This window comes from Hyphococcus formosus (genome assembly GCF_046736345.1).
In the GTDB taxonomy this organism is placed as follows: Bacteria; Pseudomonadota; Alphaproteobacteria; order Caulobacterales; family Parvularculaceae; genus Hyphococcus; species Hyphococcus formosus.
The window spans coordinates 2,488,576-2,507,890 of record NZ_CP157210.1 but is presented as its reverse complement, the minus strand read 5'-3'; the positions used below and the strand labels follow the sequence as shown (position 1 = coordinate 2,507,890).

Annotated in this window: 17 protein-coding genes; 13 read left to right on the top strand and 4 right to left on the bottom strand. The window is 55.2% G+C overall.

Features of this window, described 5'->3' with window-relative positions; genetic code table 11:
- Window position 1 precedes the first annotated feature (1 nt).
- From lnt to metK, 3 genes are all read left to right on the top strand, one after another.
- Window positions 2-1,603, top strand: a complete 1,602-nt coding sequence (lnt, locus tag ABFZ83_RS11560; RefSeq protein WP_411816709.1) for an apolipoprotein N-acyltransferase — start codon at window positions 2-4, stop codon at window positions 1,601-1,603.
- A gap of 118 nt (window positions 1,604-1,721) precedes the next feature.
- On the top strand, window positions 1,722-2,168 hold the full coding sequence (locus tag ABFZ83_RS11555; protein WP_411816708.1) for a helix-turn-helix domain-containing protein: 447 nt from the start codon (window positions 1,722-1,724) through the stop codon (window positions 2,166-2,168).
- A gap of 134 nt (window positions 2,169-2,302) precedes the next feature.
- Window positions 2,303-3,526 carry a methionine adenosyltransferase gene (gene metK, locus ABFZ83_RS11550; RefSeq protein WP_411816707.1) on the top strand — a complete coding sequence of 408 codons (1,224 nt, stop codon included), beginning with the start codon at window positions 2,303-2,305 and terminating at the stop codon, window positions 3,524-3,526.
- Window positions 3,527-3,548: 22 nt separating this feature from the next.
- Here the strand turns inward: metK and ABFZ83_RS11545 are convergent, their stop codons facing one another.
- Window positions 3,549-4,091, bottom strand: a complete 543-nt coding sequence (locus ABFZ83_RS11545) for a PAS domain-containing protein (RefSeq protein ID WP_411816706.1) — start codon at window positions 4,089-4,091, stop codon at window positions 3,549-3,551.
- A 165-nt stretch (window positions 4,092-4,256) separates the two neighbouring features.
- Here ABFZ83_RS11545 and trmB point away from each other — a divergent pair, with 165 nt between their 5' ends.
- Both trmB and ABFZ83_RS11535 read left to right on the top strand, forming a co-directional pair.
- On the top strand, window positions 4,257-4,943 hold the full coding sequence (gene trmB / locus ABFZ83_RS11540) for a tRNA (guanosine(46)-N7)-methyltransferase TrmB (RefSeq protein WP_411816705.1): 687 nt from the start codon (window positions 4,257-4,259) through the stop codon (window positions 4,941-4,943).
- Window positions 4,944-5,001: 58 nt separating this feature from the next.
- On the top strand, window positions 5,002-6,291 hold the full coding sequence (locus ABFZ83_RS11535) for a hypothetical protein (RefSeq protein ID WP_411816704.1): 1,290 nt from the start codon (window positions 5,002-5,004) through the stop codon (window positions 6,289-6,291).
- On the opposite strand, the gene ABFZ83_RS11530 is transcribed toward ABFZ83_RS11535, so the two are convergent.
- The 3 genes from ABFZ83_RS11530 to ABFZ83_RS11520 form a co-directional block, all read right to left on the bottom strand.
- Window positions 6,262-6,756: a DUF2937 family protein gene (locus ABFZ83_RS11530; RefSeq protein WP_411816703.1), complete on the bottom strand. Its 495-nt coding sequence runs from the start codon at window positions 6,754-6,756 to the stop codon at window positions 6,262-6,264. The genes ABFZ83_RS11535 and ABFZ83_RS11530 overlap by 30 nt on opposite strands.
- A 109-nt stretch (window positions 6,757-6,865) precedes the next feature.
- Window positions 6,866-7,573: a hypothetical protein gene (locus ABFZ83_RS11525; protein ID WP_411816702.1), complete on the bottom strand. Its 708-nt coding sequence runs from the start codon at window positions 7,571-7,573 to the stop codon at window positions 6,866-6,868.
- A 68-nt stretch (window positions 7,574-7,641) separates the two neighbouring features.
- On the bottom strand, window positions 7,642-8,580 hold the full coding sequence (locus ABFZ83_RS11520; protein WP_411816701.1) for a glycosyltransferase family 2 protein: 939 nt from the start codon (window positions 8,578-8,580) through the stop codon (window positions 7,642-7,644).
- A 231-nt stretch (window positions 8,581-8,811) separates the two neighbouring features.
- Between ABFZ83_RS11520 and rimP the strand changes: the two genes are divergently transcribed.
- The 8 genes from rimP (at window position 8,812) to ABFZ83_RS11480 (ending at window position 19,062) form a co-directional block, all read left to right on the top strand.
- Window positions 8,812-9,369 (top strand): ribosome maturation factor RimP, encoded by a 558-nt coding sequence (rimP, locus tag ABFZ83_RS11515; protein WP_411816700.1) that lies wholly within the window; start codon window positions 8,812-8,814, stop codon window positions 9,367-9,369.
- Entirely contained in the window at window positions 9,366-10,979 is a 1,614-nt protein-coding gene (gene nusA, locus ABFZ83_RS11510) for a transcription termination factor NusA (RefSeq protein WP_411816699.1), read from the top strand. Before rimP ends, nusA begins: the two co-directional genes overlap by 4 nt.
- Window positions 10,921-11,574, top strand: a complete 654-nt coding sequence (locus ABFZ83_RS11505; RefSeq protein ID WP_411816698.1) for an RNA-binding protein — start codon at window positions 10,921-10,923, stop codon at window positions 11,572-11,574. Before nusA ends, ABFZ83_RS11505 begins: the two co-directional genes overlap by 59 nt.
- 147 nt (window positions 11,575-11,721) lie before the next feature.
- Window positions 11,722-14,355: a translation initiation factor IF-2 gene (infB, locus tag ABFZ83_RS11500; protein WP_411816697.1), complete on the top strand. Its 2,634-nt coding sequence runs from the start codon at window positions 11,722-11,724 to the stop codon at window positions 14,353-14,355.
- 19 nt (window positions 14,356-14,374) lie between these two features.
- A complete protein-coding gene (rbfA, locus tag ABFZ83_RS11495) occupies window positions 14,375-14,770 on the top strand; it encodes a 30S ribosome-binding factor RbfA (protein WP_411816696.1) in 396 nt (131 codons plus the stop codon).
- Window positions 14,771-14,865: 95 nt separating this feature from the next.
- Window positions 14,866-15,927: a hypothetical protein gene (locus tag ABFZ83_RS11490; RefSeq protein ID WP_411816695.1), complete on the top strand. Its 1,062-nt coding sequence runs from the start codon at window positions 14,866-14,868 to the stop codon at window positions 15,925-15,927.
- 104 nt (window positions 15,928-16,031) lie between these two features.
- Window positions 16,032-16,964 (top strand): tRNA pseudouridine(55) synthase TruB, encoded by a 933-nt coding sequence (gene truB / locus ABFZ83_RS11485; protein ID WP_411816694.1) that lies wholly within the window; start codon window positions 16,032-16,034, stop codon window positions 16,962-16,964.
- 76 nt (window positions 16,965-17,040) lie between these two features.
- Window positions 17,041-19,062 (top strand): alpha/beta hydrolase family protein, encoded by a 2,022-nt coding sequence (locus ABFZ83_RS11480; protein WP_411816693.1) that lies wholly within the window; start codon window positions 17,041-17,043, stop codon window positions 19,060-19,062.
- Window positions 19,063-19,315: the final 253 nt, after the last annotated feature.

The window sequence follows — 19,315 nt, the reverse complement described above, 5'->3', positions numbered from 1 at the left end:
TATGAATTTGCTAGGTGCCGCAGGCGGGTGGCTTGCACATTTGCTTGAGCGCTATGCCGATCATCTACGAACCGCGTCCGCAAAACGCCGATGGCTCTATGCTTTTGGCGCGGGCATTTGCGGTGCGCTGGCCATGGCACCGGTTTACGCTCTGCCACTTTTGGTGGTGGCGTTCACCACATTGGTTTTGTTGATCGATGGCGCAAAGGCGACGCAATCGCCGCGCCGCAGCGCCTTTATCACCGGTTGGTTTTTTGGCTTTGGGTATTTCCTCGCCGGTGTTTACTGGATGGCTTTTTCGTTTTTCGTTCAGGCTGACCAATTCGCATGGATGGCACCTTTTGCGGTGATGGGCATGCCCGCGTTTCTCGGGTTGTTTACCGGCGCGGCAACGGCCCTTTACGCCGCTATTCGTGCAGGCGGCTGGGCGCGGATTTTCCTTTTTGCGACCATCTGGACATTGTTTGAATATGCGCGTGGTCATGTGCTGACGGGCCTGCCGTGGAACCTTGCGGGGCAGGCGCTGGCCGGCAACGCATTAACCGCGCAGACTGCCGCATGGTATGGGGCTTACGGATTAAGTCTGGTGACGGTTTTCCTCGCCGTGTCTCCGGCGGCGATTTTTGCGGGATCAATCTCTGCGCGATTGTCGGGTGTATTCGTATTGCTTGCCGGGGCGGCGCTGATTGTCGGTGCGGGGGCGGTGCGTTTGGCCATGCCGGAGCCGATCAGCGATGCGCGCGTGGTTTTACGGATCGTACAGCCAAATATTCCGCAAAAAGAGAAAATTGACTGGAGCTATTGGCAACGCAATTTCGAACGCCAGCTCGATTTGTCGCGCGGTGCCATCCCGCCCGATGCACGGCTCTTTGTTCTCTGGCCCGAAAACGGTGCCCCGTTACTTGAGGAATCTCAACAGGCGCTCGAAATCCTTGATAGCGATCTGCCGTCCGATGCGGTTTTGCTTGCGGGGGCTGTTCGGCGCGAACGGGATTCGGGCGGCGTTGAGCGCTACTATAATTCGATTGCGGTTGTCGAAGACAGCGGAAATGGGCGTATTGTTACCGGCCATTACGACAAGCATCATCTTGTACCTTATGGGGAATACCTTCCCTTTTATGACTTGATGCAGAAGCTCGGACTGGCGCAGCTCACCCCCTATGGGGACGCCGGATTCACCCCCGGTTCCGGTCCACGAACCCTCACCGCCGGTGGGCAATCTTTTGCGCCCATGGTTTGCTACGAGGCGATCTTTCCCGGCGAGTCTTATCCGTCCGACGCGCGGCCCGATTGGCTGGCGATGGTCACCAATGATGCCTGGTTCGGTGATACGTCCGGCCCGCGGCAGCACCTGGATATGGCTCGGTTGCGCGCAATCGAAGCGGGTTTGCCGCTCGCCCGTTCGGCGAATACGGGTATCTCCGCATTGTTCGATGGGAAGGGCCGATTGCTGGCGCGCGTTCCTCTGTATAAAGCCGGAAAAATTGAAGCGCCCTTGCCGCCGCCGCTCACGAAAACGTTATATGACCGGAATGGCGATTGGGTTTTCCTCCTCATGATAATCACTTGTACTTTGTTTGGTTTTTATTTGAGAAACGAATAATTCGCTCTCGATTTTCATTTGCGAAACTGTGCGGCACACTTTGCGCTTTGCGAACATTCCTCTATAACGCGACGCAATAAATCGTTTCAGAACGAGGCGATCGTACTCGGGGAGAGTTATGGATATTCCGCAAAATGCGGTGAAAGCCGAGCCCGCTGTTCAGGCTCGGCCGTCGGGACCGCATCCGATTGATGTTCACGTTGGCGCACGGGTAAAACTCCGACGAATGATCTTAGGTATGAGCCAAGAAGCACTTGGTTCTGCGCTGGGGCTCACCTTCCAGCAAATTCAGAAATATGAGAAGGGCGTCAATCGCATCGGCGCGAGCCGCATGTTCGAGATCGCGAAATTGCTTCGCGTGCCAGTGCAGTTTTTCTACGATGATTACGAGGATGAGCCACTCGTTGGTGGTGGGTTTGCCGAAGATTCTGACCCGGTTATGGATATGGTGCGCTCGCCCGAGGGCGTCCAGCTTTGCCGCCATTTCGCTGCAATCAAGGATCAGGACGTGAAAAAACGGGTTCTCGAGCTCGTTCGGTCGATTGCGGATACCGCGAATATTTAAACGGGTGCGCGGCTTTACCGGTTTCCGTCCCTGCCTGATTGAAAAATCTTGAACAGAAGGATTGGACAGGCGCGAGCGGTTTCGCTATAGGCGCTCATATAAACTTTTCTTTATATGCGAGGTCTGGTTCTTTTATGGCGCGGCAGTCTTATATTTTTACGAGCGAGAGTGTTTCCGAGGGCCACCCTGACAAGGTTTGCGACCGGATCTCTGATGAAATCGTTGATCTGATTTATCGCGAGGCGGAACAGGCGGGAATGAATGCCTGGGATGTTCGGGTCGCCTGCGAAACACTCACGACGACCAACAAGGTGGTCATTGCCGGCGAGGTTCGTGCGCCCGATGCGCTGATGAATGGTGAGGGCGGCGTAAAGCCGGCGCTTTTTGAAAAAGCGGCCCGCGAAGCCATCAAGGCGATCGGATATGAGCAAGACGGCTTCAACTGGAAAACCGCTGATATACAGGTCCTGTTGCATGGTCAGTCTGCTGATATTGCGCAGGGCGTCGACAAGGCGGCGGATGCCAATGCCGAAGGCGCTGGCGACCAAGGCATCATGTTTGGCTATGCCTGCCGCGAAACCCCGACCCTCATGCCTGCGCCGATCTATTACAGCCATAAGATCCTTGAAGATCTTGCGGCGGCTCGGCACGAAGGCAAGGGCGATGCAGGGTTGCTTGGCCCCGACGCCAAAAGTCAGGTGACCGTGCGTTATCGCAATGGTGAACCCGTTGAGATCACCTCGATTGTTCTTTCTACGCAGCATCTTGATGAGTCCTGGAATTCCGCCAAGGTGCGTGAAGTTGTCGAGCCTTATATCCGCAAATCAACCGAAGGGCTGACCATCGCGGATGATTGCGAATGGCACGTAAACCCGACCGGCAAATTCGTAATCGGTGGTCCGGATGGCGATGCGGGCCTGACCGGACGTAAGATCATTGTTGATACTTATGGCGGCGCGGCACCGCATGGTGGCGGCGCGTTCTCTGGAAAAGACACCACAAAGGTTGACCGTTCCGCGGCCTATGCGGCGCGTTATCTTGCGAAAAATGTGGTTGCGGCTGAGTTGGCGGACCGTTGCACCATTCAGCTTTCCTATGCGATTGGCGTCGCCAAGCCTTTGTCTGTTTATGTTGACCTGCATGGCACGGGCAAAGTCGACGAAGGCGCGCTCGAAGACGTCCTGCGTCAGGTCATGGACCTGTCACCATCAGGCATTCGCCGCACGCTTGATCTCAACAAGCCGATTTATGCGCGCACGGCGGCCTACGGCCATTTTGGCCGCGAGCCTGATGCGGATGGTGGTTTCTCTTGGGAGAAAACAGATCTGGTGGATAAATTAAAGGCGGCGTTTGCGTAACGCCGCCCCATATCGGCAGTAATTACAAATTGCCGAGAAATGTTTGTGTGCCGATAAACAGAACTGGTTTTTCGCTGTTTGGCAGAAAAACCGGTTCAATTTTAACCCGCACGCGATAAGCGCTTCTGTTCTTTCGGTAGTTGACCAAGTCCACGACCACCAGCTCGCCTTTTTCGAGCGCTTTGCGAATGATCAGCGTATTTTCTTTTTCGGTTTTCGGCCCCTGAAGAAAACGGCAATTCTTGCCGATAACTTCTTCGGGTTCGTATTCCGTCAATTCATAAAAACCGGTCGATGCATAGATCAAAGGCATGTCTTCGAGCGTTGCGTCGGCGATGGTGAATGACGGTTTACCTTCACGGACAAGCTTGCTTTCAAGGATGCCAATATCCTTCGAATGAAGCCTGTCTTCGACGACGGGCAAATCAGAATCGACCGAGCGCCCAATCAGCTCACGGATAGCGGCTGCGCGGCTGGGAACGCGGTGTTTGAATTGCCATTCCTCAATCTGTTGAATTTCCTCGGGGGAAAGGGAGACCTGTATTTTTTCTGTTCTTTTCGGCATTGCCTTAAAAGCCCGTTACAAATTGATTGTTACGAAAATTGCGACCGCATGTCGCGACGATCCCTGTCTTTACGGTAGGGGGGGCGTTTGGGGAAGCATTAATCGCAACCTTTGCGGCGTTTCTGCCGCTTGGCGGCGCGCAATTGATCGGCTAAGCCCTCGATTATGGAAGAACCACGTTATATTCCGCGGCTTTATGGTCGCCATATCGACAAAGCCCTAAAGCCTCGGCACGCCAAATTAATGGATGAATTGCTGCCGAAAATTTCAATGCCGGCGCCCGATGGCGAGACGATCGACCCAAAGGATCTCTTTCCGGCGGCGGATGAAATCTGGCTCGAAGTCGGCTTTGGAGGCGGCGAACATCTGGCATGGCAAGCGGCCGAAAATCCCGATGTGGGCTTGATCGGCGCGGAGCCCTTTGTAAACGGTGTCGCCAAATTGTTGGTTCATGTTGAAGACAATGACCTCGACAATATCAAAATCCATCATGGCGACGCGCGGCCATTGCTCGAAGCCTTGCCCGATGGATCGCTCGACCGATTGTTTGTGCTGCACCCCGACCCTTGGCCGAAAAAGCGCCACCACAAACGCCGCATGATTTCCCCTTGGTTCTTCGCTGAGGCCGCGCGGCTATTAAAGCCCGGCGGTATTTTGCGCGTGGCCTCGGATATTCGCGATTACATCCGCTGGACCTTGATGCACGCTCAAAACGCTCCTGAATTTGAGTGGACCGCGCGCCGTGCTTCCGACTGGAAAGATCGGCCAGCGGATTGGCCTCAGACCCGATATGAATTGAAGTCGCGGCGCGAAGGCCGCGAGCCAGCCTATTTGGTTTTTAAACGCAAATAGCGCCCTGTTGATCTGAAATTGACTTGCACCTTGGCGGGGGCTGTTCACAAATGGCCCGATGAGAAGTCTTTTCGCGTTATTATTTCTGGCCAGCGCGCTAATCGCGATGACGGGCTGTACCCGCATCACCCTTGCCTGGGCAGATCTCGAACCCAATGGCGATGCGGCGACACCGCCCGTGCTGGGGTCATCTGAGGTAACGGTACCCACGCCTGCGCAATGGCAGCGGGAGCGCGTACCGGCATTACGCGCGGCCTTTGAGCGCGAGGTCTATGGCGAGATGCCGGATGATTATCAGGTCAATGTGCTTGAGCGGCGCTTGCTGGCCGAAGCGGCTTATGGCGGTGCCCTCTATGAGTATCGCCTGCAAGGCGCAATCACATTTGGTGAGACGGTAAATGAGACGAGGCCATTCTATATGAATGTGCTTTTGCCCACGGGGGTCGATCAGCCGCCCATCATCCTTATGGAAACCTTTTGTCCGCGCTGGAATACAATTCCCCATGAAGCGGTCACCAAAATCGACGGTATGAGTGATTGTACCGGCAATGGTCCCATAGCGGGCCTCATGCGTTTTGTTTTTGGCCGCTATATCGCGACGCCGCCGCTCGAAATGATCCTTGCCCAAGGTTATGGGGTCGCAACGATCTTCCCGAGCGAATATGTGCCCGATGACAGCGAGGCCGGATTGGTGGCGCTTGAGGCCCTTTCCAATGGCCATGATGGCCCGCGCTGGGGCGCGATCGCCGCATGGGCGTGGGGCTATTCGGCGATGATCGATGTTCTCGAAAACGATCCGGCAACGGCGCAATCGGCCTTTATCAGTTGGGGTCATTCTCGATACGGAAAATCGGCACTCCTCGCGGCTGCCTATGATGCGCGGGTGGATATGGTGATTGCGCACCAGTCAGGGACAGGCGGTGCGTCCCTCAACCGCGAAAAACGCGGCGAGAGTATTGCGGCCATTACCAAGACCTATCCCCATTGGTTTTCGCCCAACTATGCTGACTTTGCCGGCCGCGAAGCAGAAATGACGGTCGATCAGCATCAATTGCTGGCGTTGATTGCGCCCCGCCCCGTGATGTTGGGGAATGCCCGGCGCGATGTCTGGTCTGATCCGAATGGTGCCTTCCGCGCGGCGCAGGGGGCTGATCCCGTATATGCGCTATATGGCCGTGCTGGCTTGGCGCAGGATCGGCTCGATCAATGGAAGCCCGATGCGGATCTGGCGTTCTGGATCCGCCCCGGCACGCATGGTGTCGTTGAAGAGGACTGGCCAGCATTCCTCGAATTTCTGGATGCGCATAAGGCGCAACCGTCAGGCGTATCGACGGCCGCCAAACATTGAGCCGAGAAGGCCGAAAATAAACGACGCGCCGCCCCACAAGACGGCAAAGCCGCCACCCGCATAAATCGCACCGTCAATCGTTGTTGGGATGGCGGGTTTATATTGTTCGTAAACAGATGTTGTGATGTCGCGCATTTGCGTTCTGGCCAAAATCAATGGTCGAACATTATCGTCTACGCTTTCGAGTTTTGCCATATGTGCGGTCAATAGCTCGTAACGCTGAACGGTTGAAACATAGGTCGTGCAAAGAGCATCAAGCAGGCCCGTGGCGGTTCGGCATTCTGTGAGCGCCTGTTCCCGCGTGTAGTTATATTGTTCAATATTGGCGTCGAATTCTTCGACGATGGGGCGAAGCTCATCAATGCGGCCCTGTAGGTTCTGCATATATTGAAGCGTAAAGCCCGGTCCCTGCGATCCTAATACAGCACCGGCAACACCCAATAACATTGCGAGAAAACGGCCCATGACGCGCCCCCTTTTTACCAACCCCAATTGCGCGGATTTTGGCCCATCGGGCGCGCAAAATCTATAGTTTGTTAACCACGAATGCAGTGCATGGCGGCTTTGCGCAGGTTTAGAGGCGCTTTTTTCGCCTTGCGGCGGCCCAAAGGCCGATCAGGCCCGATAGCAGCATGGGCAGCGCCGCAGGCACCGGGGTCACCACAACAGGCGGGTCAAATGTTGCATTTGTGGGCGGTGTGCCGGGGATGATGTTGTTCGGCCGTCCGCCGGGGGCATTTGGCCCGCCGCTAAGGCCCAGATAGCCACTTTCATTGCCGCTGCCGCCAAAAGGGGTGAAATCCGGCGATAAAGCTAGCCCTATCGGTTCCCCGGTAACGGTTGCACCGTCGCCATTGCCCGGCCCGCTTTCATTCGATGCGGTGCCAGAGGTAAGCGCCGAAAGCACCGCCTGTCGTAACGGGCGTTCGCCCCGGCGGTCATTGGCGATTGGCTGACGCGCGATGGGACGGCGTTCAACGGTCGCGAAATCAATACCGCTTGAGGCCGGATGGCAGATAATCTCCCAGACGGCGCTGCGCACGATGCTCGGATCGCCCGCGCCGCCGCATTCGATGCCTTGCCGACGCGCTTTATAGAGCGCCGCATAATCCGGTTTTGAGACATCTGCCTCGATTTGCGACGGTATGTGCGGCGCGGCCGCGCGCTCAGGTGCGCTTTGGGCGCGTCCCGCGAAAAACGCAAGCGGTGCGGAAACCGCTGTAATAATCGGGTAATAAATGATTAACGACCTTAGGCCGCGTTTTCCAAGGCGATTTGTCATTTCCCGAGCTCTCCCTAGCTCGAGAGAACTGCATCAAGAAACGTGCCTTATAAGGATGAAAATGGGGTCTAGGGGCGCGGGATGTCCTGGGCTGTCCAGATATCTATGGCGCGTTTGGCGCAGGTTTTTTTCGGCGGGCTAAGCGCAAAAATGCGCGCGTAATTCACCAGACGCCCGAGATACCAAAGCAGGTTGGCGCGAATATAGCCGGCGGTGCCGTAATGGCTTTTGAAATATCGTGTTCGCGAGGCGTAATAATAGGGCGGCAATCGCCGAAAGGCGGCGGCGTTATCTTCGATCTGGGATGACTTGCCGCAAAAATGTTCGACCGCTGCATCACGGCAATATTTCAATTGCCAACCAGCATTGGCGGCTTTGCGACAATAGGCCGTGTCTTCGAAATACATGAAATAGCGCTCATCCAGCGGGCCGATTTCGTCGATCATCGCGCCGCGCAGCATGATGCACGGAAAGCCCAGCCATTCAATCTGGTCGTCGGCTTCATCATCCATAACGGGTACGACTGCATGGCGGAATTTTCGGTAAAAAATATCCGCACCCGTCGCTTCCACAAACTCGCTTAATGGCTTGGGATGACGAAAGCGGCTGATCGCCGGTTGGCCGTTTTCATCAAGCATCCTTGGGCCGGCGAGGCCAATCTTGGGGTTATCGCGCATTACCGATAAAAGCGCAGAAATAGCGCCCGATCGCACCACCGTGTCGGAATTTAACAGGACGTAGAATTCCGCGTCGCCGGCGTTGAGCCCCAAATTATTGCCCGCTGCGTATCCGCCATTTACCGGCGAGAGCACTAAATTAATCGCATAGGTCTCGGGTTGGCTGTCCACCCAGAGGCGAAGGCGCTTGGCGGAATCGTCTGGCGAGCAATTATCGACAATGACCAATTCGCCGCCCAACGCCGTGATCTCGTCAATGACGCTTTGTGCGCTGGCGATGGTCAGGTCTGGCGTACCGTAATTGAGGATGATGACGCAGACTGATTTCATGAAATGGGCGTTCCTGAGACGGTGGGATATTGTGGACAGTGCTTGACGCGGGGATGTATAACAAAAGCGAATTAATGGAAGCCTTCGAGAATTCATAGCGTTCGGGGGCTGACAAAGCCTTGTTGGCGCCCTATATATCCGATCAAACGCTTATCGATTTTCGGAAGCGGGCCCCGCGGGGCCCGCTTTTTCGTTACCAGAGCCTCTATTTACGCCGGTCAGGAGCCGCCTTTGACGTTGGAAAACCGTATTGCCGAGCTAATTACCCCAGTCGTTGCCGATTTGGGGTTCGAGCTTGTGCGTATTCGTATTACGGGCGGTCAGACCAAGACCTTGCAAATCATGGCCGAGCGCCCAGATCATACGATGAGCGCCGCTGAATGCGCGCAGCTCTCACGCGCGCTCTCGCCGGTTCTCGAAGAGGCGGACCCGATCTCCGGGCATTATAATCTCGAAGTTTCCTCGCCGGGGATCGACCGGCCTCTAGTGCGCGAAAAAGATTTCGCTGACTGGCAGGGTTGGCCCGCGAAGCTGGAACTAAATCAGCTGGTTGAGGGCCGAAAGCGCTTTAAGGGTGTTTTGGCCGGCATCGACGAAGGCAAAGTTGCGTTCGATATCGATGGCGAAGATGAAACGGCACTATTCCCGATGGAATGGATCGCCAATGCGCAGCTTGTTCTGACGGATGAGCTAATCAAGAAAACCATGAAGGCGGATAATGATGACCGCCCCAATCTATCTGATCAAGACGATCAACAAGGAGATGACGCTATGGAGACCTCTCAATGACCGCGGTTAGCGCCAACAAGCTGGAGCTTATTCAGATCGCCGACGCTGTCGCGCGAGAAAAGTCTATTGATAAGGCACTCGTCATCGAGGCAATGGAAGATGCGCTCGCCCGTGCGGCGCGCACCCGTTATGGTCACGAGACTTTGGTCAAGGCGGAAATCAATCCGAAAACCGGTGAGACAAAACTTTGGCGTTTGCTCGAAGTTGTTGACGAAGTTGAAAGCGACCTCACCCAGATCGCGAAAAAAGACGCATTGCACCTAAACCCCGAAGCCGAGGTTGGTGACTTTATGTCAGAGCCCCTTCCGCCGATGGATTTCGGTCGTCAGGCGGCGATGGGTGCGAAACAGGTTATTACGCAAAAGGTCCGTGAAGCAGAGCGTGATCGTCAGTATGAAGATTTCAAAGACCGAATTGGCGAGATCATCAATGGCATCATTAAGCGGGTCGAATATGGTCATGTGATCATCGATCTCGGCAAAGCCGAAGCCATTATTCGCCGCGACCAGCAATTGCCGCGCGAGAATTACCGCAATGGCGACCGCGTCCGCGCCTATATTATGGATGTGCGCCGCGAAACCCGTGGGCCGCAGATATTCCTGTCCCGCTCGCATCCGCAATTCATGGCGAAATTGTTCGAGCAGGAAGTGCCGGAAGTCTATGATGGCGTTATTGAAATCAAGGCTGTCGCCCGTGATCCGGGTAGCCGCGCCAAAATCGGCGTGTTCTCAAATGACAATGGTATTGATCCGGTCGGTGCCTGTGTGGGTATGCGCGGTAGCCGTGTTCAGGCCGTTGTAAATGAGCTTGGCGGCGAGAAAATTGATATCGTTCCTTGGAATGAGAATGACGCAACATTCGTTGTGAATGCGCTTGCGCCTGCCGAGGTGACCAAAGTGGTTCTCGACGAAGATCTGAAGCGGATCGAAGTGGTTGTGCCGGACGAGCAATTGTCACTCGCAATCGGTCGCCGTGGTCAGAATGTTCGATTGGCGTCGCAGCTTTCCGGTTATGAAATCGATATCATGACCGAAGAAGAAGAGAGCGCGAAACGCCAGGAAGAGTTCCGTGTACGGTCTGAGCTGTTCATGAACGGCCTTGATGTCGATGACATGATGGCGGGTCTTCTTGTGTCTGAGGGCTTTGCGAAGATTGAAGAGATCGCATTTGTTGAAGTCAGCGAACTCATGGAAATCGATGGTTTGGACGAAGACACAGCCGAAGAGCTTCAGGCTCGTGCCCGTGATTGCATCGAAGAAGAGAACAAGAAACTCGACGCACGCCGTGTCGAGCTTGGTGTTGATGACGACATTCTAGGCCTTGAAGGTCTTGATCTGAAAATGATCGTGACACTTGGCGAAAATGACGTGAAGTCCGTCGAAGACCTCGCGGGTTGTGCAACGGACGACCTGACCGGTTGGACCGAGCGCGTCGATGGCGAGCGCAAGCATTACGAAGGCATGCTTGAGCAGTACAAAATTTCTGCCGAGGACGCAGAAGACCTGATTATGCGTGCGCGCCTGCAGGCTGGTTGGATCACCGAAGAAGATCTTGCCGCGCAGCGCGCCGAAGAAGAAGCAGAGGAGGAAGCCGCTGACGATCGCGACTGACGCTGACGGGCCCGCGAAACGCAAATCGCCGGAGCGGCGATGCGTTGCCACGGGCGAGAGCCTTGAGCCGGAAAATGGCTTGCGGTTCGTGTTGTCGCCGGATGGCGAATTGGCACCGGATTTCACCGGGAAATTGCCAGGGCGCGGTGCTTGGATCACCGTTTCCCGGCAGGCGTTGGAGACAGCGCTAAAAAAAGGCGGGTTTGCACGTTCCCTGCGTTCAGGGGTGTCTGTCCCGCCCGATTTGGCAGACCGGGTCGAAGCCGGTCTGGCGAAGTCGGCACTTTCTGCGCTTGGATTGGCGCGGCGAACCGGCGATGCAGTGGTTGGATTTGAAAAAGTCCGGGCCATGTTGAAGGAGAACGGTGCCGACGTTCTCGTGAATGCGGCTGATGGCGGCGTTGACGGGCGGCGGAAACTGGCAAATTTGGCGACGGATATAGCCGTTGTCGAATTATTTGATGAGGCAGCGTTGGCGGCGGCATTGGGCCGCGAAGGGCCGACGGTGCATGTGGCGCTCAAATCGGGTGCTGCGGCGCAGCGTTTTCTGCGCGAAGCTCGGCGGCTCGAAGGGTTTCGGAACCCTTTAGATTAGCGCCCGGGCGCTGAGAATTCGGGTCCGGTGTGGACCCCGGCCCCATTGGGCTGTATGTCGAAGGCGGTTTGAGCCAACGCGCAGGGGCGCAAGGGTAAAAACCATCAAAATGGACGCGCTTTCTGGAAAGGCGCATTTGGAGATTTAATGAGCGACGACGTCGAAACAGATACCGATAAACCTTCACGGCGACCTTTAACGATCCGCCGTTCAGAAACGGGTGCGGTAAAACAAAGCTTTTCACATGGGCGCTCCAAGACCGTTGTCGTTGAGACAAAACGGCGACGCATTCTGACGCCTAAAACCGATGCTGAGAAAAAAGCCGAAAGCGCACCGAAAAAGGAAGCGCCGGCCAAGAAAGCAGCACCGGCAAAAACAGATGATCGTGCAGCCAAGGCCAAGGCGGCCGCAGCCAAAGCGGCGGCCGATAAGCGCAAAGGGTCTGTGCTCCGTACGCTTTCCGAAGACGAAAAGCAGGCTCGCGCTGGCGCACTTGCGGCCGCACGCCGCGAACAGCAAGCGCGCGCAAAACGCGAAGCTGAAGAGCGCGCCGAACGGGAAGCGCGCGAAGCCGAAGAGCGGGCAAAGCTAGAAGAAGAGCGTAAGCGCGCCGCTGAAGAAGAAGCGAAGCGCGCCCGCGAAGCCGAAGAACGCCGCAAGGCCGAAGAGGCTGCGCGCAAGGCGCTCGAAGAAGAAGAGCGCGAACGTAAAAAGCGCAATGCTGCGAAATCGGATGCACGGTCGAAAGGCCGTGAAGCCGAGAAAGACCGCAAGCCAGATCCATCAGAAGCCGCCAATCCGCTGGCGCAGCTTGGTGGCCGCTTGAAATCCAAGCGCCAGAATGTTGGTGACGACCGCCGCGATCCGACGAAATCAAAAGACGCGACCCGTCGCCGTTCCGGCAAGTTGACCATTGCGAATGCGCTTGATGATGAAGAGCGCCAACGTTCACTGGCGTCTGTTAAGCGTGCGCGTGAGCGTGAAAAACAGGCCCGTCAGAAACGCGGTGGTGATTCCAATCGGGTTGTCCGTGAGGTCACGATTCCTGAAACGATTACGGTTCAGGAATTGGCGTCCCGTATGTCGATGCGGGCGGTCGATCTTGTTCGTGAATTGATGAAACAAGACCAGATGGTCACGGCGAACGAAATTCTTGATGCCGATACGGCGCAATTGATTGCTGAAGATCTCGGCCACACCGTCAAACGTGTTGCGGAATCGGATGTTGAAGAGGGTCTCGGTGGCGAGCCGGATGCGGAAGACGATCTTCGCCCACGGCCACCAGTTGTGACTATCATGGGCCATGTCGATCACGGTAAAACATCGTTGCTCGACGCATTGCGCCAAACCGATGTTGTCGCCGGCGAAGCGGGCGGCATTACCCAGCATATTGGTGCGTATCAGATTACGCTCGCAGAGGATCGCAAGATTACGTTCCTCGACACGCCGGGCCACGCTGCCTTTACGCAGATGCGTGCACGCGGTGCCGAGGTTACGGACATTATCATTCTCGTTGTTGCGGCTGATGACTCGATCATGCCGCAGACCGAGGAAGCGATCAGCCATGCCAAGGCTGCGGGTGTTCCGATCATCGTTGCGATTAACAAAGTCGATAAGCCTGATGCGGACCCGAATAAGGTGCGTACGGATCTTCTCCAGCATGAGATTCAGGTCGAAGGCATGGGCGGCGATGTGCAGGACGTCGAAGTGTCCGCACTGAAGAAAATGAACCTTGATGCATTGCAGGATGCGATCTTGCTTCAGGCTGAACTGCTTGAGCTTAAAGCGAATCCGAGCCGTGCAGCGGAAGGTGCCGTAGTCGAAGCCCGTCTTGATAAAGGGCGCGGTGCGGTGACGACGCTCCTTGTTCAGCGCGGTACGCTCAAGCGTGGTGATATTCTTGTGGTTGGTTCCGAGTGGGGCAAGGTGCGCGCCATGTCCGACGATCAGGGCCGCAAGGTCGAAGCCGCTGTGCCTGCATTGCCGGTTGAGATTCTTGGCCTGAATGGTGTGCCGGAGCCCGGTGATACATTCCACGTTGTCGAGAGCGAAGCGCGCGCTCGTGAAATCGCTGAATTCCGCTCACGCCAGCGTCGTGAAAAAGCGGCGGCGAAATCTGCGGGCACGTCGCTCGAACAGATGATGGCGCAGCTTCAGGATTCCGAGATCAAGGAACTGCCGGTCGTTATCAAAGGTGACGTGCAAGGTTCCGTCGAGGCATTGGTTGGTTCACTGAACAAGCTGAACAATGACGAAGTCCGCGTTAAGGTGCTCCATACGGGCGTTGGCGGTATTTCTGAAAGCGATGTCATTCTGGCGGCAGCATCAAATGCGCCGGTCTTTGGCTTTAACGTCCGTGCCAATAAGCAGGCGCGCGACGAGGCCGAGCGTTCGAATGTCGAAATTCGTTATTATTCAGTCATCTATAATTTGATTGATGATATCAAAGCGGCGCTGTCGGGTATGCTTGAGCCAGAATTGCGCGAGACCTTCCTTGGTAATGCGGAAATTCTCGAAGTCTTCTCGATTTCGAAACACGGCAAGGTCGCTGGTTGCCGCATCACCGAAGGTACGGTCCGTCGCGGTGCGAAAGTCCGTCTCATTCGGGATAATGTCGTCATTCACGAAGGTGAGCTATCGCAGCTCAAACGCTTCAAGGATGATGTTCAGGAAGTCCCGGTCGGTCAGGAATGCGGCATGAGCTTCGCCAATTACGAAGACATGCGTCCCGGCGACGTGATCGAATGTTTCGCGGTGGAGAAAATCACGCGTACGCTTTAATTGTTGCGTGGAACGATAAATGCCGAAACGTTTTTCCAGTGCTAAAGGACCATCCCAGCGCCAGTTGCGCGCTGGGGAATTGCTGCGTCATGCGCTCGTTGAAGTCTTGCAACGAGAAGAGCTGACCGATCCTGCATTGGCAGGCGTTTCCGTGACCGTCAGCGAAATCCGCATTTCACCGGATTTGAAACAGGCTTCTGCTTTTGTTGCACCGCTGGGCGGGGGGAATGAGCGCGAGGTCGTTGCGGCGTTGAACAAGGTTTCACCCTATCTTCGCAGCCTGGTCGGCAAGAAAATTGAAATGAAATACACGCCGGCCATCAAATTTCTCAGCGATGACACTTTTGCTGAGGCCAAAAAAATCGACGAATTATTGGCGCGGCCCGACGTTCGCCGCGATCTGGGGCATAAATAACATTATTTAAACTGTCATCCCGGGCATGATGAGGTAAAATTTTTACCAGACTGCTGTTAAGTGCCGCAAAACCCTCGGATGAGTTTACCAGATTAATGACGTCTTATTTTCAGCATGCGAAATTTAAAGTCCCCGTTGCGCATATGCGCAATGCTGTCGGCTCGTTTTGGCGGAAAAGCTCCGCGCTGACCGGCCAGTATGAGCCGATGAGCCCGTCGGAAGTTGCGACGGTCGATGGTTCACCGGTTCCGTTTCGCGGCGATATTCCCAAATATGCGGGCACAGAACACCAACAGACACGAAAGCGGTTTGCTGAACCAAGACCGCTGCTTGAAGAGGTTGAAAATCTGATTGTCACGCCCCTCGGTGGTGGATGGCACGATAATTGTCTTTTTGAGCGTTACTCATCATGCAAGCCAGGCTTGCGGATGTTGCTCGAAAATAAAGCGCCCACGCGCGAAGTCGAGACAGGCTATGTTATTCAGTCCGAACATGTGGATACGTTTGGCGATTGGACGTCGGAATATCTGACACCGCTGGCGGGAATAGCGAATGTTGACGGGCCCGTGTTTTTGCCCGCTGCGTTCGCGCAAAAAGGTTATGTCCGCCGTGATATGGCGCGTACCTCTATCGATTTTCAGTTTGTGGATGCGCCGATTTTAATCAAGCGTGCCAAAGTCATCCGCCAGCAGATGTATATTCGCTACTGGACGCCGGAATATGCGCAGAATTTGCGCCGTTTGCTTGGTGCGCAGCCGGTATCCCCGAAGCGCGGGTCAATGATTTATCTTTCCAGGCATGGCGAACCATCAGAGGTCGCGGTGCGCACGCACCCGAATTTATTGATCGAGAAAATCGTCAAGGACCGCGGCGGCATTGTTCTGCGAACGGATGATAGTTCGCTCGAGGATTATCTCGCCGCCGGCGAGCATGCCGAGACGGTCTTACTTGACCATGGTTCCGCCGGTTATAATCTCAGCTATTGGCAGCCAAAACGCGTAATTGAGTTTGTCAGCGATCAGTGGTGGATGAATTCATTCCTGTTTTTTGCAACCTCCATTGGAGTCCCTGATTATGGTATTATCTGTACCGATCAGGGCAGCGATGACGAGATCGCAAAGCGTCTCACCGATCTCCTCGAGACGCCGATCGCCTAGCTATTGACGCGCGAGACAAGACCTGTTTGAAACGCGCGAGCCCGCTTTTGCCGTTCGAATCGGCGGCGTGGTCATAGAGTTCAAAAACAAAAAAAGGAGCCCCCATGGGCAGACGGCGCAAAAAGGGCCGGCCGATTTCTGGCTGGTTGATCATTGATAAAGCCTATGATTTCGGTTCAACCGAAGCCGTTTCAAAGGCCAAATGGTTGTTTCAGGCCCAAAAAGCCGGCCATGCAGGCACGCTCGATCCGTTGGCGACGGGCGTTTTGCCAATTGCGTTTGGCGAGGCGACCAAAACGTCTGCCTATGTCATGGACGCGCAAAAGCACTATCGGTTTACCGCAAAATGGGGCGAGGCCACATCGACCGATGATGTCGAGGGCGAGGTCATTGCGAACTCTGACAAGCGCCCAACCCGTGAAGAGATCGAAGCGGTACTGCCGGATTTTACGGGCGAAATTGAACAAGTGCCGCCACAGTTTTCGGCGATCAAGGTCGCCGGTGAGCGCGCCTATGATATAGCGCGTGATGGCGAAAAGGTGGAACTCGCTTCTCGTTTGGTGACGATCTATGACCTTGAGATTGTTGATACGCCGTCTGCGGATGAAACGGTTTTTGAGGCCCGCACCGGTAAGGGTGCCTATGTTCGCGCGCTGGTTCGCGATATTGCCCATGCCTTGGGTACAGAAGGGCATGTGAGTGAGCTTCGGCGATTAGCAGTCGGCGCATTGCGCGCTGAAGACGGAATAACCCTTGCCGCGCTTGAAGACATGGAAACGCTGGAAGAGCGCGACGAAGCGCTGTTACCCATTGCGAGCGCGCTCGATATGATGCCGCAAGCGGACATTGATGGGCCGCAGGCGGATAAATTGCGTCGTGGGCAAGCGGCAATAGTGTCGCCGGCGATTGCGAAAGGCATCCGGGGCGGCGCGTCGGGAAATATCGAAGGCGTACTCGCCTTACTACATGGTGATGCTGTCGCGATCTGCGAGTTGGACGGATTAAAGCTAAAGCCAAGTCGCGTTTTTAACAGTTAAAAACCTTTTCTCACCTTCATTTGTTGTTATCATTCCCAGCGAACGCACGGCGGGGGTGCAATAAAAGGGGCATTGCATGTTCAATTCATTGAAAAAATTAGCGCATATTGGTGCTGGGTTTTCGGCTTTATTCGCCTTCGGTCAGGTGTCGGCGGACCCGATCCCGGCAGACGATCTCGCGCGGATACCGCTATTAAGCAATGTTTCATTGTCGGCGGACGGTAATCATCTTGTCGCGCTTGTTGCGGCGGATGGTGCGGATTCGGAAGGGCCAGCGGTTTCGGTCTGGGATCTCAATGATGAGCAGGCGGCCCCGAGGATTGCGAAGGCGGGGTCTGATGTCGAGTTCATCGGCGCGAATGCCCTCAAGATGGGTCAAATTCTCACGGTTGCGCGCAAGCCCTATTCTGGCGAGACTTATGGGTGCGATGGTGAAGGCACAAAAGGTCTGACCAAGACGTTTACCTATAAGTTGTTTTTCACCGATGAGAAGCTGAAGAAATTCAAAGACCCGTTTGATATTCGCGGTACGATGAAAGGCCGCGGCGAGGCCATGATACGGTGCTTCGAGATTGCCGTACGCGGTAATATCCGGTCGGATCTCCTGACGCTCGACCCTGAGAACGTCGTTGTTGCGGAATTTGATGTCCGTAATTTCCGTACTGAATATAAGAAATATAATCTTCGTACCGGAAAGACGGAATTTTTATTCATTGACTCCGAGGAACAATCGGTTGGCTTGCTCGACCCTCGCGATGCAACAATCCTGACCAAGGACAAGGTCGAATATGATGGCGGCAAGTTTAAGTTTGAAACCCTGATCCGCGACCCCGAAACTGGTAACTTTGATATTCATGACAAATTCACATGGTATTCGAGCGACCGTGTTGGCGTTTCTATCGTTGGGCGCGACGAGCAAACCGGCAAATTCTATGTCGTTACCAATCAATTCAGCGATAAAGCTGCTGTTTACATGTATGATCCGGTGACGCGGGAATTCGATAAAGATCCCGCCTTTGCCCATGGCCGTTATGATGCGGCTTCGGTGATCCTTGGCCGTTCGCCAAATGATTTTAATCAGCTTCTCGGTTTCGTTTATGAGGGTGACGTCAGAAAAGCCTATTGGCTCGATCCTTATTTTGACTCGATCCAAAAGACTTTCGAGAAATTGCTCCCCGATACAAATATCTCAATCGTCGATTATTCTGATGACCGATCAAAGGTCCTAGTGCAGTCGTCCGCATCAAATGTTCCGCCTTCATATTATCTCTTGCGGGATGGATCACAGATCAAAAAGCTCGGCGATTCCGCCCCTTGGGTTGATGTCTCATCGGTTGGGACGACCTCACTGATTTATTATAATGCGCGTGACGGCAAAGAGATTCCGGCACTGCTGACCCTGCCAGCGGATTTCGCGGAAGGGGACCCGGCACCACCCGCCATCATCATGCCGCATGGCGGCCCATGGGCGCGCGATTATGCGGATTGGGATCCGACCGGATGGATTCAGTTCCTGACATCGCGCGGCTATGCAGTGTTACAGCCACAATATCGCGGCAGCTTCGGCTGGGGGCGTGATCTGTGGGTTTCTGGCGACGGTGAGTGGGGCCAGAAAATGCAGGACGATAAAGATGATGGTGCCGCGTGGATGGTGGATTTGGGATATGCCGACCCCGACCGCATCGCGATCTTGGGCTATTCCTATGGCGGGTTCGCGGCCTTTGCGGCGGCGGTTCGCGAGGATAGCCCCTATCAATGCGCCATCGCGGGCGCAGGCGTTGCTGATCTGACGCGCCTGAGCCGGGTCTGGAGCGATAACAGCCTTCAGCGCTATCTTCAGGGCCGAACGGTTAAAGGCATGAACCCCATGGAGAATACCGACAAAATCACCATGCCGATTTTGATCCTCCATGGTGATCGCGACGTTCGCGTGCCGATCAGCCATTCGCAGCGGTTCTACGGAAAAGTCGAAGGCAAGGCCCCGGCGAAATTGGTCGAGATCGACGATATGCCCCATAGCCTGCCTTGGACCCCGGCCCAGAAAAAGCTCATGCTTGATGAAATCGAGGCGTTTTTAACGTCCGAATGCGGCATGTAGAGAAAATCTAACGCGCGGCGCGAATGATATGCACCACAAACGAAGAGGGCCTAAATCAATTCGCGCCGGCTGCCTGTTGTGCAAACCCCATAAACGGCAGGGGACGCCACTAAAACAGCGCATGAAATTCAGCGATATTCGCCGGGCGGGGGCCGTCAGCAAGAAACCGCTCCGGCAATGGCGTGATGGCGCAAACAGCGAGAATTAGCACATTATCGCGCCTGCGTATTTTCGCTGGCGCATTGCTCCAAAA

What these genes read in the sequence shown, in the direction of transcription:
- metK (WP_411816707.1), top strand. Translation starts at nt 2,303, where the DNA reads ATGGCGCGGCAGTCTTATATTTTTACGAGCGAGAGTGTTTCCGAGGGC.
- ABFZ83_RS11530 (WP_411816703.1), bottom strand. Translation starts at nt 6,756, where the DNA reads ATGGGCCGTTTTCTCGCAATGTTATTGGGTGTTGCCGGTGCTGTATTA.
- ABFZ83_RS11520 (WP_411816701.1), bottom strand. Translation starts at nt 8,580, where the DNA reads ATGAAATCAGTCTGCGTCATCATCCTCAATTACGGTACGCCAGACCTG.
- lnt (WP_411816709.1), top strand. Translation starts at nt 2, where the DNA reads ATGAATTTGCTAGGTGCCGCAGGCGGGTGGCTTGCACATTTGCTTGAG.
- nusA (WP_411816699.1), top strand. Translation starts at nt 9,366, where the DNA reads ATGACCGCGGTTAGCGCCAACAAGCTGGAGCTTATTCAGATCGCCGAC.
- ABFZ83_RS11480 (WP_411816693.1), top strand. Translation starts at nt 17,041, where the DNA reads ATGTTCAATTCATTGAAAAAATTAGCGCATATTGGTGCTGGGTTTTCG.
- ABFZ83_RS11535 (WP_411816704.1), top strand. Translation starts at nt 5,002, where the DNA reads ATGAGAAGTCTTTTCGCGTTATTATTTCTGGCCAGCGCGCTAATCGCG.
- infB (WP_411816697.1), top strand. Translation starts at nt 11,722, where the DNA reads ATGAGCGACGACGTCGAAACAGATACCGATAAACCTTCACGGCGACCT.
- trmB (WP_411816705.1), top strand. Translation starts at nt 4,257, where the DNA reads ATGGAAGAACCACGTTATATTCCGCGGCTTTATGGTCGCCATATCGAC.
- ABFZ83_RS11490 (WP_411816695.1), top strand. Translation starts at nt 14,866, where the DNA reads ATGACGTCTTATTTTCAGCATGCGAAATTTAAAGTCCCCGTTGCGCAT.
- ABFZ83_RS11555 (WP_411816708.1), top strand. Translation starts at nt 1,722, where the DNA reads ATGGATATTCCGCAAAATGCGGTGAAAGCCGAGCCCGCTGTTCAGGCT.
- ABFZ83_RS11525 (WP_411816702.1), bottom strand. Translation starts at nt 7,573, where the DNA reads ATGACAAATCGCCTTGGAAAACGCGGCCTAAGGTCGTTAATCATTTAT.
- truB (WP_411816694.1), top strand. Translation starts at nt 16,032, where the DNA reads ATGGGCAGACGGCGCAAAAAGGGCCGGCCGATTTCTGGCTGGTTGATC.
- rbfA (WP_411816696.1), top strand. Translation starts at nt 14,375, where the DNA reads ATGCCGAAACGTTTTTCCAGTGCTAAAGGACCATCCCAGCGCCAGTTG.
- ABFZ83_RS11545 (WP_411816706.1), bottom strand. Translation starts at nt 4,091, where the DNA reads ATGCCGAAAAGAACAGAAAAAATACAGGTCTCCCTTTCCCCCGAGGAA.